The organism is Variovorax sp. P2_H12 (assembly GCF_056403395.1).
In genome coordinates this window covers 158200-172379 of record NZ_JBFUFO010000018.1, presented here as the reverse complement: position 1 = coordinate 172379, position 14180 = coordinate 158200, and the positions used below count along the sequence as shown (strand labels likewise).

At 67.4% G+C, this 14180-nt stretch carries 10 protein-coding genes; 4 read left to right on the top strand and 6 right to left on the bottom strand.

The genetic code is table 11. The annotated features are described in order from the left end of the window. Nucleotides 1–62: 62 nt before the first annotated feature. The 6 genes from AC1DYK_RS15080 to AC1DYK_RS15055 all read right to left on the bottom strand — a co-directional run bounded on the left by AC1DYK_RS15080 (nt 63) and on the right by AC1DYK_RS15055 (nt 8003). Nucleotides 63–893, bottom strand: coding sequence for an acyl-CoA thioesterase (locus tag AC1DYK_RS15080; RefSeq protein ID WP_478167069.1), 831 nt, complete (start codon nt 891–893; stop codon nt 63–65). Nucleotides 894–1086: 193 nt separating this feature from the next. Continuing rightward, nucleotides 1087–2283 carry an acetyl-CoA C-acyltransferase gene (locus tag AC1DYK_RS15075; protein ID WP_478167068.1) on the bottom strand — a complete coding sequence of 399 codons (1197 nt, stop codon included), beginning with the start codon at nt 2281–2283 and terminating at the stop codon, nt 1087–1089. Nucleotides 2284–2400: 117 nt separating this feature from the next. Continuing rightward, nucleotides 2401–4800, bottom strand: a complete 2400-nt coding sequence (locus tag AC1DYK_RS15070) for a 3-hydroxyacyl-CoA dehydrogenase/enoyl-CoA hydratase family protein (RefSeq protein WP_478167067.1) — start codon at nt 4798–4800, stop codon at nt 2401–2403. 122 nt (nt 4801–4922) lie between these two features. Beyond that, entirely contained in the window at nt 4923–5297 is a 375-nt protein-coding gene (locus AC1DYK_RS15065; protein WP_478167086.1) for a DUF2147 domain-containing protein, read from the bottom strand. A gap of 164 nt (nt 5298–5461) precedes the next feature. Continuing rightward, nucleotides 5462–7258 carry an acyl-CoA dehydrogenase C-terminal domain-containing protein gene (locus tag AC1DYK_RS15060; RefSeq protein ID WP_478167066.1) on the bottom strand — a complete coding sequence of 599 codons (1797 nt, stop codon included), beginning with the start codon at nt 7256–7258 and terminating at the stop codon, nt 5462–5464. Between the two features lie 61 nt (nt 7259–7319). Further along, nucleotides 7320–8003, bottom strand: coding sequence for a TetR/AcrR family transcriptional regulator (locus tag AC1DYK_RS15055; protein WP_478086665.1), 684 nt, complete (start codon nt 8001–8003; stop codon nt 7320–7322). A gap of 409 nt (nt 8004–8412) precedes the next feature. On the opposite strand from AC1DYK_RS15055, the gene AC1DYK_RS15050 reads away from it, so the two are divergent. The 4 genes from AC1DYK_RS15050 (at nt 8413) to AC1DYK_RS15035 (ending at nt 14152) form a co-directional block, all read left to right on the top strand. Continuing rightward, entirely contained in the window at nt 8413–10368 is a 1956-nt protein-coding gene (locus AC1DYK_RS15050) for a type IV pili methyl-accepting chemotaxis transducer N-terminal domain-containing protein (RefSeq protein WP_478167065.1), read from the top strand. After that, the gene (locus AC1DYK_RS15045) at nt 10365–11048 is read left to right on the top strand and encodes a response regulator (RefSeq protein ID WP_478167064.1); all 684 of its coding nucleotides are present in this window, start codon (nt 10365–10367) and stop codon (nt 11046–11048) included. Before AC1DYK_RS15050 ends, AC1DYK_RS15045 begins: the two co-directional genes overlap by 4 nt. A 163-nt stretch (nt 11049–11211) precedes the next feature. Then, nucleotides 11212–12468 carry an MFS transporter gene (locus AC1DYK_RS15040; RefSeq protein WP_478158122.1) on the top strand — a complete coding sequence of 419 codons (1257 nt, stop codon included), beginning with the start codon at nt 11212–11214 and terminating at the stop codon, nt 12466–12468. A 28-nt stretch (nt 12469–12496) separates the two neighbouring features. Further along, nucleotides 12497–14152, top strand: coding sequence for an MFS transporter (locus AC1DYK_RS15035; protein WP_478167063.1), 1656 nt, complete (start codon nt 12497–12499; stop codon nt 14150–14152). Nucleotides 14153–14180: the final 28 nt, after the last annotated feature.

Here is a 14180-nt window from a genome sequence, read left to right as displayed (position 1 = left end):
GCGGCCCGCAGCCCCCTCGGGGGGCAGCGAGTACACGAAGTGACGGTGCGTGGGGGCCATGTCTATTCCTTGAAGTAGACGATCTGGCTGCTGGTCGCCAGCAGGGCGCCCGTCTCGCTCCAGAGCTGCGCAGCCTGGTCGAAGTATCCATTGCGGAACTGCTGCCCGGTGGCCCGGCCCAGCAGGTAGCCGGTGCCCACTTCGGCCAGCAGCGCGGCATCGGTATGAAAGTAGGTCGTGAGCGACACCGTGCCGATCGGCACCGGCGTGGCGCGGCGCAGCCAGACCCGCGGGTAGAAGGTGTCGCTGAGCGCCATGAGCGCGGCGAAATCCAGCGGCCGCGGCTCGGCGTCGCGCAGCCACATGCGCGTCTCGCTGGCTTCGCCGCTGCCGTCCCAACGGCTCGGGATCGAGCCGATGATCGGCCGCATCTCGTAGTGCCGGACCCATTCCACGCCCTTCGGGCCGATTTGCATGGGCTCGACCGCCGAAGGCGGCGGCACCTCGGGCATCGGGAAGTCGTTGGTGCCCCAGGTCTCGCGCCGCAGCGCCGTGACCGCCGTGCCCGTGGTGGTCACGTGCAGCTTGCCGTCGGCGCCGGTTTGCGACATCTGGATCGTCCAGTGCTGCGTCGAGCGGTTGGTGCGAACCGGCACGGCGAGCACCTCGAAGGCGCCTTCGCCGAGGGCTGCCGCGAAGTTCACCGTGGCCGCCACCGGCTCGCCGAGCAGGTCCGGATGCCGCAGCACCGCCTGCAGCATCACCGCCGCGGTCATGCCGCCGAAGGGGCCGACCATGTTCCAGTAGTCCGGACTCGTGGCGCCGAAGAAGTGGCCGGCCTGGAGGTCGCTGTGCGCGAGATCGAGGGCCTGGTCGAGAGGGTGTCGTTTCATGGTCGCAGTGTGCCTCCGTGTCGGCGAGTCGTGCAGTCGTATCGGAGACGCCTGCGCATGGTCACAAACCCTGATGGCCAGGCCGGCGCCGGGCCGCCAGCGCGGCGAAGTCCGCGCTTCGCGCAGACGGGCGGTCTGCGACTGCCCCCTCGGGGGGCAGCGAGTACACGAAGTGACGGAGCGTGGGGGCCAGTCACACGCGCTCGAAGATCCCCGCCGCGCCCTGCCCCATGCCGACGCACATCGTGACCATGCCGTACTTGAGCTTCTTGCGCTGCAGTGCGTGGATGACGGTCGCCGAGCGGATCGCGCCCGTCGCGCCGAGCGGATGGCCCAGCGCGATCGCGCCGCCCATCGGGTTGACCTTGGCCGGATCCAGGCCCAGGGTGTTGATCACCGCCAAAGACTGCGCCGCGAAGGCTTCGTTGAGCTCGTACCAGTCGATGGCGTCCTGCGTCAGCCCGGCATAGCGCAGCGCCGCGGGAATCGCCTCGATCGGGCCGATGCCCATGATGTGCGGCGGCACGCCCTTGCTGGCGAAGCTCACGAAGCGCGCCAGCGGCTTCAGGTCGTACTGCTTGCAGGCCTTCTCGCTGGCAATGATCAGCGCGCCGGCGCCGTCGGAGGTCTGCGAGCTGTTGCCGGCCGTGACCGATCCGCGCGCGGCGAACACGGTGCGCAGCTTGGCCAGCCCTTCGAGCGTGGTGTCGGGGCGCGCGCCCTCGTCGAGGCTCACGATGCGGCTCTTCGCCTTCGATGCGCCGGTGGCGAGGTCGGGCGTACGGTCGGTGACTTCGATCGGCGTGATCTCGTCGGCGAACTCGCCGGCCTGCTGCGCGGCCAGTGCGCGGCGGTGCGACTCGAGCGCAAAAGCGTCCTGCGCCTCGCGGCTGACCTTCCACTGCTGCGCCACCTTCTCGGCCGTGAGGCCCATGCCGTAGGCAATGCCGACGTCGCCTTCGCGCTCGAAGATCGAGGGCGACAGCGACGGCGAGTTGCCCATCATCGGCACCATGCTCATGCTCTCGACACCGGCCGCGATCATGACCTCGGCCTCGCCGACGCGGATGCGGTCGGCCGCCATCTGCACCGCCGACAGCCCGGAAGCGCAGAAGCGGTTGACCGTGATGCCGCCGATGCTGTGGGGCAGGCCGGCGAGCACCGCGCCGATGCGCGCCACGTTGAGGCCCTGCTGCGATTCGGGGATCGCGCAGCCGCAGATGATGTCCTCGATGGCCTTCGGGTCGAGACCCGGCACGGCGGCGAGCGCCGCCTTCAGCGTGGTCGCGAGCAGGTCGTCGGGGCGGTAGTTGCGGAAGAAGCCGCGGTGCGACTTGCCGATCGGCGTGCGGGTGGCGGAGACGATGTAGGCATCTTGAATCTGTTTCATGAGGAGCTCCTGAAATCTCTGTTCGGGGAACACCGCGGAACCGGCTTTGCCGGGCCGCTGGTGTTGCCCCCTTGAGGGGGTGTCCGGCTACACGCAGTGAGCCGGCTCGGGGGTGGACTAATTCCTCACGGGCTTGCCAGTGCTGAGCATGCCCATGATTCGCTCTTGCGTCTTGGGATGCACGATGAGCGAGCAGAAGGCCTTGCGCTCGAGCGTCATCAAATACTCTTCGGTCACCAGCGAGCCGGCGTCGATGTCGCCGCCGGTGACCACTTCGGCAATCAGGCTCGCGATGTGGAAGTCGTGGGCGCTGATGAAGCCGCCGTCGCGCATGTTGACCAGCTGGCCCTTGATGGTGGCGGCGCCGCTGCGGCCCGCGACCTTGAACATGCGCCGCAGCGGCGGGCGCCAGCCGGCGTCGGCCATCGCCTTGGCCTGCTGCAGTGCCACGTACAACAGCTCGTCCTTGTTCGGCACGATGACGTCGCTGTCGAGCAGGTAGCCGAGCTTCTTCGATTCGAGCGCGCTGGTGCCGACCTTGGCCATGGCCGCGGCGGTGAAGCCTTCGGTCAGGAACGGCAGCAGGTCGCTGCCGGTCGATGCGGCGGCGTTCTCGGCCGCGCGGCGCGCGATGTAGGTCAGGCCGCCGGCGCCTGGAATCAGGCCCACGCCGACTTCGACCAGGCCGATGTAGCTTTCCATCGCCGCGACACGCTTCGCCGAATGCACCGCGAGTTCGCAGCCGCCCCCGAGCGCCATGCCGCGCACGGCCGACACCACCGGCACGCTGGCGTAGCGGATCTTGAGCATGACGTTCTGCAACTCCTGCTCCGCGCCTTCGACCGCGCCGATGCCCGCGACCACGAAGGCCGGCAGCATCGCCTGCAGGTCGGCGCCGACCGAGAACATCTCGTCGGGCGACCAGATCACCATCGCCTTGTAGTCCTTCTCGGCCAACTCGACGCCGGCGGCCAAGGCCTCGGCGACATCCGGGCTGATGGCATGCATCTTCGAGTGGATGCTGGCGATCAGCACCTCGCCGTCGAGCGTCCAGAGGCGCACGTCGCCCTCGTCCTGGATCGTGGTGCCGGCCTGGCTGGCGTCGGGCGCATCGGCGCCGAGCACGCTTTCGGGGAACAGCTGACGCTCATGCACCGGCAGCTTGCGGGCGGCGACGAAGGTGTTCTTCGAAGCGCTCCACGAACCCGCCGGCGTGTGGACGCCGCCGGCCTCGGCCACCGGGCCTTCGAACACCCACTTCGGCAGCGGCGCGCTAGCCAGCGCGCGGCCGGCATCGATGTCTTCCTGGATCCAGTGGGCCACCTGCGTCCAGCCGGCCTGCTGCCAGAGCTCGAACGGGCCCTGCTTCATGCCGAAGCCCCAGCGCATCGCGAAGTCGATGTCGCGCGCACTCTCGGCGATGGTCGCCAGATGCACGGCGGCATAGTGGAAGCTGTCGCGAAGGATGGCCCACAGGAACTGGCCCTGCGCGCCTTCGCTCTCGCGCAGCAGCCGGAGCCGCTCGGGCGCGGGCTTCTTGAGCATGCGGCCATAGACCTCGTCGGCCTTGTCGCCCGAAGGCACGTAGTCACCCTTGGCCAGGTCGAAGCGCAGGATGTCGCGCCCGGCCTTCTTGAAGAAGCCGGCCTTGGTCTTCTGGCCCAGGTTTCCCAGCTCGAGCAGCTTGGCCAGCACCGGCGGCGTCGCGAAGTTGGGGTAGAACGGATCGCTCTTCTCGTCGAGGTTATCCTGCAGCGTCTTGACCACGTGGGCCATCGTGTCGAGGCCCACCACGTCCGCGGTGCGGAAGGTGCCCGAGCTCGCGCGGCCCAGCTTCTTGCCCGTGAGGTCGTCGACCACGTCGGGCGTGAGGCCGAACTTCTCGACTTCCTTCAGGGTCGCCAGCATGCCGGCGATGCCGACCCGGTTGGCGATGAAGTTGGGCGTGTCGTGCGCCCGCACCACGCCCTTGCCGAGCGCGCTGGTGACGAAGGTCTCGAGCTGGTCCAGCACTTCGGGTTCGGTGGTCGGCGTGTTGATCAGCTCGACCAGGAACATATAGCGCGGCGGGTTGAAGAAGTGGATGCCGCAGAAGCGCGGCTTGAGCGCTTCCGGCAGGGCTTCGCTGAGCTTGGTGATCGACAGGCCCGAGGTGTTCGAGGCCAGGATGGCATGCTTCGCGACATGCGGCGCGATCTTCCTGTAGAGATCGAGCTTCCAGTCCATGCGCTCGGCGATCGCCTCGATCACGAGGTCGCATTCGCCGAGCTTGGCCAGGTCGTCTTCGTAGTTGGCGACCTCGATCAAGGTCGCGTCGGCCACGTCGCCGAGCGGCGCAGGCTTCAACTTCTTGAGGTTGTCGATGGCCCGCAAGACGATGCCGTTCTTCGGCCCTTCCTTTGCAGGCAGATCGAACAGCACGACCGGCACGCGCACGTTGACGAGATGGGCCGCGATCTGCGCGCCCATCACGCCGGCGCCGAGCACGGCGACCTTTTTCACTTGGAATCTGGACATAACTTGCTTTCGAAGTTCTGATTCTGTTCGGGGAACACCGTGGAACCGGCTTTGCCGGGCCACCGGTGTTGCCCCCTTGAGGGGGAGGCTGCTACACGAAGTGAGCAGCATTCGGGGGTGGGCTACTGAATGCGGTTCCAGGTTTGAGTGCGCCAGAAGGGCCCGAGGTAGCCGCGCACTTCCAGCTTCTTGCCGCCGTCGATGGGCGTGAAGCTGGCGCGGTATTCCTTGCCGTTCTCGGGGTCGAGGATCTTGCCGCCTTCCCAGACCTCCTTGCCCTCGGCCTTCTTGCCGCCGCGGATGATCTCCAGCCCCGCGATCGGCTTGCCCTTGCGCTCGTCGGTGCATTCGTCGCACGCCGCGTCAGGCAAGGCGCCCTTCTTCAGCGTCTTCTCGATGCGGCCGGCCAGCGCGCCGCCCGACTCGGCGATGCGGATCTCGGCCTTGGACTCGCCGGTCTTGTCGTCGATGCTGCGCCAGACACCCACGGGGCTCATCTGGGCAAAGGCGCTGCCGCTTGCCAATACAAGCACTGCGGCAAGCGCAGCGAAGCCCGTTCGGGAACTGCCGCGGAACCGGCTTTGCCGGGCCGCAGGCAGTGCCCCCTTGAGGGGGAATCCGAAGCGACACGAAGTGCGCGGAGATTCGGGGGTGAGCATATTTATGCCAGCGCGGCGTCGGTGTTCATCAGCGGGGCGCTGCCGGCGCGCGCGGTGCGCATCAGCGTCGCGGTCTCGGGGAACAGCTTGGCGAAGTAGAAGCGCGCGGTCTGCAGCTTGGCGACGTAGAACGGGTCGGTGTTGCCGGCCGCGATCTGGCGCAGCGCGGTGCGCGCCATCAGCGCGAACATGTAGCCGAACACGAAATGGCCGGCGACCCGCAGGTAGTCCACCGCGGCGGCGCCGACTTCGTCGGGGTTCTGGAAGCCCTTGAAGCCGATCTCGGTCGTGAACTTGGTGAGCTGCTCGCCCAGCACCGCCACCGGCGTGATGAATTCGCTCATCTTCTCGTTGACGCCCTCTTCCTCCACCAGCTTGCCCACCAGCTTGCCGAACTTCTTCAGCGTCGCGCCGTTGTTGCCCAGCACCTTGCGGCCCAGCAGGTCCAGCGACTGGATGGTGTTGGTGCCTTCGTAGATCATGTTGATGCGGTTGTCGCGCACGAACTGTTCCATGCCCCATTCCTTGATGAAGCCGTGGCCGCCGAAGACCTGCATGCAGGCATTGGTCGCGGTGTGGCCGTTGTCGGTCAGGAAGGACTTCACGACCGGCGTCAGCAGCGCGACGATCTCGCCCGCGTCCTTGCGCACGTTCTCGTCGGGGTGGTTGTGCTCCTTGTCGAGCAGCAGCGTGCAGTAGATCGCCATCGCGCGGCCGCCTTCGGCGTAGGCCTTGGCGGTCATCAGCATCTTGCGCACGTCAGGGTGGACGATGATCGGATCGGCGTCCTTGTCCTTGGCCTTGACGCCCGACAGCGAGCGCATCTGGGTGCGGTCCTTGGCGTAGGCCAGCGCGTTCTGGAACGCGACTTCGGTCAGGCCGAGCGACTGGTTGCCGACGCCCAGGCGGGCGGCGTTCATCATCACGAACATCGCCGCCAGGCCCTTGTTGGGCTGGCCGACCATCGTGCCGGTGGCGCCTTCGATCACCATCTGCGCGGTGGCGTTGCCGTGGATGCCCATCTTGTGCTCGAGGCCGCCGCAGTAGATGCCGTTGCGGCTGCCCAGCGAGCCGTCGGCCTTGACGTTGAACTTGGGCACCACGAACAGGCTGATGCCCTTGCTGCCCTTGGGCGCGTCCGGCAGGCGGGCCAGCACCAGGTGGATGATGTTGTCGGCCATGTCGTGCTCGCCGGCCGAGATGAAGATCTTGTTGCCGGTGATCTTGTAGCTGCCGTCGGCCTGCGGCTCGGCCTTGGTGCGCAGCAGGCCGAGGTCGGTGCCGCAATGCGGCTCGGTCAGGCACATGGTGCCGGTCCACTCGCCGCTCGTGAGCTTGGGCAGGTAGGTCTTCTTCTGTTCGTCGGTGCCGTGCGCCGCGAGCGCCTCATAGGCACCGTGCGACAGCCCCGGGTACATGGTCCAGGCCTGGTTGGCCGAGTTGAGCATCTCGTAGACGCACTGGTTCACGACATAGGGCAGGCCCTGGCCGCCATAGGCCGGGTCGCAGGAGAGCGCCGCCCAGCCGCCTTCGACGAACTTCGCGTAGGCATCCTTGAAGCCCTGGGGCGTCTTCACCTCGTGCGTGGTCTTGTCGAGCACGCAGCCTTCCTCGTCGCCGCTGATATTGAGCGGAAAGGTGACCTCGGAGGCGAACTTCCCGCCTTCCTCGAGGATCGCGTTGATGGTGTCGGCATCGACCTCGGCGTGCTTGGGCAGCGCCTTGAGTTCCTCGGTGATGTTGAACACTTCGTGCATCACGAACTGCATGTCGCGCAGAGGCGGGGTGTAGGCGGGCATGGAAAGGTCTCCGGAGGGAAGGTGGAAAAGAAGAAAACGAAGGGAATCGAGCCGTGCGCGTTCAGCGCGCGGCCTTGAGCCGCCGTGGCGCCGGGCTGCCGGCGGCGGGCTGCATGTCGGTCGCGCCGCTGCGGCGCAGGATGTTGTCGAAGCCCACATTGGCGCGAGCCAGCGAGTCGGGCGAGCGCAGGAAGCGGGCCTCGTAGTGCAGCGCCAGGATCAGCGCGTGGATCTCGAACGCGATCTGCTTCTCGTCGGCATCCTCGCGCAGATGGCCTTCGGCCTTGGCCTGCACCACGGCGCGGTACATCGCCGCCAGCCAGGTCTTGACCGAGTCGGCCAGCGCGTCGCGCACGGGGCCGGTGCGGTCGTCGAATTCGACGGCGCCGCTGATGTAGATGCAGCCCGAATCGATCTCGGTCGAGGTGCGCTTCATCCAGTTGGCGAACATCGCGCGCAGGCGCGGCAGGCCGCGCGCGGCCTTGAGCGCCGGGTAGAAGACTTCCTGCTCGAAGCGCGCGTGGTACTCGCGGATCACGGAGATCTGCAACTCTTCGCGCGAGCCGAAATGGGCGAAGACGCCCGACTTGCTCATCTGGGTGACGTCGGCCAGCGCGCCGATCGACAGGCCTTCGAGGCCGATCTGGGCGGCCAGGTTCAGGGCTGCGTCAATGATGACGGCCTTGGTCTGCTGGCCTTTCGCGGGCGCGCGGACGGGCTTGGCAGGAGCGGCGGTGTCGGGCATCGGGGGAATTGGAATAAAACGAACGGTCGTGCTATTTTGCAGGAAATTTCCGGGTTGCCAAAGTCAAAAGACCCACGCGAACTGCGGGTCTTTCGGATGGTTGGCCGCGTGGATGGTCGGCATCGCGAAGCCGGCCTCCCGGGCCGGCGCCTGCAGGTTCTTCCAAGGCCACCAGAGGCCGGCGAGGCCGAGGGTGTTCGTTCGATCGAATTTCGCATCGAATCGGCATTCGCTTGCGATGCATCAACAAGACGTTCGCGGCGACTGCTACCGTGAACGCTGAACGCGCGGCGCCAACGCCGCGTCCTCCCCCGCGAGCTCACACCATGTCATTCACTTCGCGCTCGTCTCCCCGCCGCCGTGCGCCGCGCCGCGTGGCGCCCTGCCGTTTCGCCGCATGATGCATCGCATGGCGCCGAAAATTCCACGCTGGCGACGCTGGCCGCTCGGCCTCAAGCTGATGCTGGTGGCCGCGCCGTTCCTCGCGTTGTCGCTGGGCGCCATCGCCGCGCTGGTCTGGATGTCGGTGCAGCTCGAAGGCGGCGCCGCGGCCGTCAACGAAGCGGGCCGCATGCGCATGCAGACCTACCGCATGCTGCTGGCGGCTGGCACCGGACAGACGCAAGACCTGCCGCGGCAGGTGGCGGAATTCGAACGCAGCGTGCAACTGCTGCGCGACGGCGACCCCGAGCGGCCCTTGTTCGTGCCCTGGGATGCGGGCGTGCGCAGCAGCTTCGCCGTGGTCGAGCAGGAATGGGCGGCGTTGCGCGAGCGGCTCGCGGCGCCGCACGAGCCGCAGGCCCCCGCATCCGTCGCGGCGGACGCCGACGCGGCCTCGGTGTTCGTGCGCCACATCGACGTGTTCGTACGGGGCATCGAGGCGCACATGGCGCGCTGGAGCGCGCTGATGTATCTGCTGCAGATCGCCATGATGGGGCTGGCGCTGGTCGGCACCGCGGCGCTCCTGTTCACCGGCTACCTGTTCGTGCTGGAACCGGTCGGCCTGCTCTACCGGGCGATCTGCAGCGTGCAGGCCGGCAACCTGGACGCGCGCGTCGAATGCGAGACCCACGACGAATTCGGCACCCTGGCCGAGGGCTTCAACAGCATGGCGAGCCAGTTGCAGGCGATGTACCGCAACCTGGAAGCCCGGGTGCGCGAGAAGACTGCCGAACTCGAGGAGAAACGCGGCCGGCTCGAGAGCCTGTACGAGGTTACCAAGCTGGCGAGCCAGGCCACCACGCTCGAGGCGCTGGCGCAGGGCTTCACCCGCAGCATCGCCGGCATCGCGCACGCCGACGGGGTCGCGCTGCGCTGGTCGGACCAGACCAACCGGCGCTACCTGATGCTTTCCTCTCAAGGCCTGCCCGAATCGATGGTCGAGGCGGAGCACTGCCTGATGGCCGGGGACTGCCACTGCGGCTCACCGCAGGCACCGCACGGCGCGCGGGTGATCCCGATCCGGTCGATGCAACCGGCGCGCATGCGCAACTGCGCGCAGGCCGGCTTCGAGACCGTGGTGTCGATCCCGATCCGGCTGCACGATCGCCTGATGGGCGAGGTGGACCTGTTCTTCCACGCGCAAGTCGGCATCACCGATGCCGAGCGATCGCTGCTGGAAGCCATGACGGTGCATCTGGCCGGCGCCATGGAGAGCTTGCGCCTCAGCGCATTGGAGCGCGAGGAAGCCGTCTCGCAGGAGCGCAGCCTGCTGGCGTCCGAATTGCACGACTCCATCGCCCAGTCGCTGGCGTTCCTGAAGATCCAGGTTCAGCTCATGCAGGATGCGCTCGACGCGGGCAACGCCGCCCAGGCCCAGCACGTGCTCGGGGAGATCGGCCTCGGCGTGCGCGAGAGCTACGGCGACGTGCGCGAACTGCTGCTCCACTTCCGCACGCGGGCCAATGACGAGGACATCGAACCCGCGCTGCTCACGACCCTGCGCAAGTTCGAGCACCAGACCGGCGTCCAGGCGACGCTGCGGATGCAGGGCCATGGCATGCCGCTGGCGCCCGACATCCAGATCCAGGTGCTGCACATCGTGCAGGAAGCGCTCTCGAACGTGCGCAAGCATGCGGGCGCGACGCGGGTCTGGCTGGACGTGCAGCAGCAGCCGCGCTGGCGCTTCGAGGTGCGCGACGACGGCGTCGGCTTCGACCGCCCTGCCGGCCGGCTGGACGAAACCCACGTCGGGCTCGACATCATGGCCGAGCGCGCCGCGCGGCTGGATGCCGCACTCGAGGTGCGATCGACGCCGCATTCCGGCACGTCCGTCATCCTGACTCTTCCGGCGCTTCGTCCCGCGACACCGGAGACTCCGCCTGCGTTGCCCTCCACCCCACCATTCGCTGCCGCCCTGCCATGACCGATTCCACCCCCCGCATCCGCATCCTCGTGGTCGACGACCACACGCTGTTCCGGCGCGGCCTGACGGCCCTGCTGCAGCGCGATCCGCAGTTCGAGGTGGTCGGCGACGCCGGCGATGCCGGCGAAGCCCAGCGCCGCGCCGGGGACCTGCAGCCCGACGTGATCCTGCTCGACAACCATCTGCCGGGCGTCCATGGCGTCGACGCCCTGCCGGCGCTGCACGAGGTGGCTCCAGCCGCGCGCGTGCTGATGCTGACGGTCAGCGAAGACGAGCGCGACCTCTCGGCCGCACTGCGCGGCGGCGCCTGCGGCTACCTGCTCAAGACCATCGAGGGGGATGCGCTGTCGAAGGCGATCCGGCGCGCCGTGCGCGGCGAGAGCGTGGTCTCCGAGGAGATGACGGGCAAGCTGGTGGCCGCCTACCGCGACGCGGCGGCACCCGCTGCGCAGCCGCCCGAACCGCCGGCCGCGGCGGGCTCCAGGCTCGACCTGCTGTCTCCGCGCGAGCAGGAAATTCTCCAGGGCATCGCCCGCGGCGGGGCCAACAAGGAGATCGCGCGATCGCTCGGCATCGCCGAGACCACGGTGAAGATCCACGTGCAGCACATCCTGCGCAAGCTCGGCGTGAGCTCGCGGGTGCACGCCGCCGTGATCGCAAGCGAGCACAACCTGGGTTGATCCAGCGCAAGCGCGCGCTCTTTTTTCGCGCGCGTAGTTCTTCAGGACGATGCCGGCCGCGCGCCCATCGTTCCTCTGCCGTCGGCCGGCCCTCCTCCCGAAGGATTCCGCGACGGGCACCGAATTCCTACAGTCGGTTCATGACTGATGAGCGGACTGCAGGATGACGAAAAAGAGCCAAGGACTCGCGGTGCTGCTGGTCAGCACGCTGGCCTTCACCGTGTGTTTCATGGTGTGGATGATGTTCGGCGTGATCGGCATCCCGATCAAGAAGATGCTGGGCCTGAACGCCACCGAGTTCGGCCTGCTGACGGCCATGCCGGTGCTCACGGGCTCGCTGATCCGCGTGCCGCTGGGCATCTGGACCGACAGATACGGCGGCCGCATCGTGATGGCCGTGCTGATGGCGGTCACCGTGCCGGCCATCTGGCTGATGAGCTACGCCACCGAGTATTGGCACTTCCTGGTCATCGGCCTGTTCGTCGGCCTGGCCGGCGGCTCCTTCTCGGTGGGCACGCCCTATGTCGCGCGCTGGTTTCCTCGCAACCGCCAGGGCTTCGCGATGGGCGTGTACGGTGCGGGCAACTCAGGCGCTGCCGTCAACAAGTTCGTCGCACCGGCGCTCATGGTGGCCTTCGGCTGGACCATGGTTCCGATGGCCTACGCGGCCATCATGCTGGGCACCCTGGTGCTGTTCTGGATGTTCAGCGCCAGCGACCCGGCGCATCGGGTGCCCTCCAACACGAAGTTCGCCGACCAGCTGAAGATGCTGAAGGAGCCGAAGGTGCTGAAGTACTGCCAGTACTACAGCATCGTGTTCGGCGGCTACGTCGCGCTGTCGCTGTGGATGGTGCAGTACTACGTCGGCGAGTTCGGCCTGGACATTCGCGCCGCCGCCTTGCTGGCCGCCTGCTTCTCGCTTCCCGGCGGCGTGCTGCGCGCCGGCGGCGGCTGGCTGTCCGACAAGTACGGCGCGCACAGCGTGACCTGGTGGGTGCTGTGGGTCAGCTGGATCTGCCTGTTCCTGCTGTCGTACCCGCAGACCGACTTCACGGTGCTCACCGTCAATGGCCCCAGGAGCTTCCACCTCGGGCTGAACGTCTATGCCTTCACCGCCCTGATGTTCCTGCTGGGCATCGCCTTCGCATTCGGCAAGGCCAGCGTCTTCAAGTACATCAGCGACGACTACCCCGAAAACATCGGCACCGTCAGCGGCATCGTCGGCCTGGCCGGCGGCATGGGCGGCTTCGTGCTGCCGATCCTGTTCGGCGTGCTGATGGACCTCACCGGCATCCGCTCCAGCGCTTTCATGCTCATGTACGGCGTGGTCTGGGTGTCGCTCATCTGGATGTACTGGACCGAAGTGCGCCGCACCGAAGTCATGGGCCGCAACGCCCCCGCGTTCAACCTCGGTGGCTAGCCAGACATCCGACCCTGCAAGGACTGACATGACCGAATCCATTCGAGCGGCATCTCCCGCACCCGCATCCGCCAGCGGCGCCGACATCGCCGACTGGCGCCCTGAAGACGAGGCGTTCTGGGAATCCTCCGGCAGGCGGATCGCCTACCGCAACCTGTGGATCTCGGTGCCCGCCCTGCTGTGCGGCTTCGCGATCTGGGGCATGTGGGGAATCATCACGGTGCAGATGCTGAACCTGGGCTTTCCGTTCAGCCAGGCCGAGCTGTTCTCGCTCACGGCCATCGCAGGCCTGGCCGGCGCCACGATGCGCATCCCGGCCTCGTTCCTGATCCGCCTGGCCGGTGGCCGCAACACGATCTTCCTGACCACCGCGATGCTGCTGGCCCCGGCACTCGGGACCGGCATCGTGCTGCAGCACAAGGACTGGCCGCTGTGGTCCTTCCAGTTGATGGCGCTGTGGTCGGGCGTGGGCGGCGGCAACTTCGCCAGCTCGATGTCCAACATCAGCACCTTCTTCCCCAAGCGCCTGCAGGGCACCGCGCTCGGCCTGAACGCCGGTCTCGGCAATTTCGGCGTCACCACGATGCAGATCGTCATCCCGCTGGTGATGACGGTGGGCCTGTTCGGCAGCTTCGGCGGCGAGCCCATGACGCTGGTGAAGGACAGCGGCTGGATCCTCGGGAAGATCCTGGCCGGCACGCCGACCTACATCCAGAACGCAGGCTTCGCCTGGCTGCTGTCCCTGGTGCCGCTGTCGGCGCTGTGCTGGTTCGGGATGAACAACCTCAAGAACGTGTCGCCGAACACCGGGGGCACGATCGCGGCGTTCCTCAAGATCATCTGGCTCTACACGCTGTCGTTCCTGCCCGCAGGCCTGGGCCTGTACCTGTACCTGCCCGCGCCGACCGGCCTGGGGCTGCTGAACATGTGGGTGGCGATGCCGCTGATCATCGTCGGCACCCTGGGCGTGATGAAGCTCACGGCCTTCGGCACCATGAAGGACAACATCGCCGCGCAGTTCGCCATCTTCAGGAACAGGCACACCTGGGCGCTCACGCTGCTCTACATGGTCACCTTCGGCTCCTTCATCGGCTTCTCGATGGCGCTGCCGCTGGCCATCACGGTGATCTTCGGCATCAGCCACGTGCCCGATGCGGCCGGTGTGCTGCAGCACACGCTGAAGAACCCGAACGCGCCCTCGGCGCTCACCTACGCCTGGATCGGCCCCTTCGTCGGCGCCGGCGTGCGCCCGATCGGCGGCTGGATCTCCGACCGCTTCGGCGGCTCGGTCGTCACGCAGATCATCTCCGCGGTGATGGTGGTGGCGTCGGTGGCGGTGGGCTACGTGATGCTGCTGGCCTACCAGTCGGCCACGCCCGAGCAGTACTTCCTGCCGTTCATGGCGCTCTTCGTGCTGCTGTTCACCGCCAGCGGCATCGGCAACGGCAGCACCTTCCGCACCATCGGCGTGATCTTCGACCGCCAGCAAGCCGGCCCGGTGCTGGGCTGGACCTCGGCGGTGGCCGCGTACGGCGCCTTCATCGCGCCGGTGGTCATCGGCGCTCAGATCAAGGCCGCCACGCCGCAATACGCCATGTACGGCTTTGCCGTGTTCTATGCGCTGTGCCTGGTTCTCAACTGGTGGTTCTACCTGCGCAAGAACGCGTATGTGAAGAACCCCTGAGCCGCACACCCACCCGCGAATTTACGGA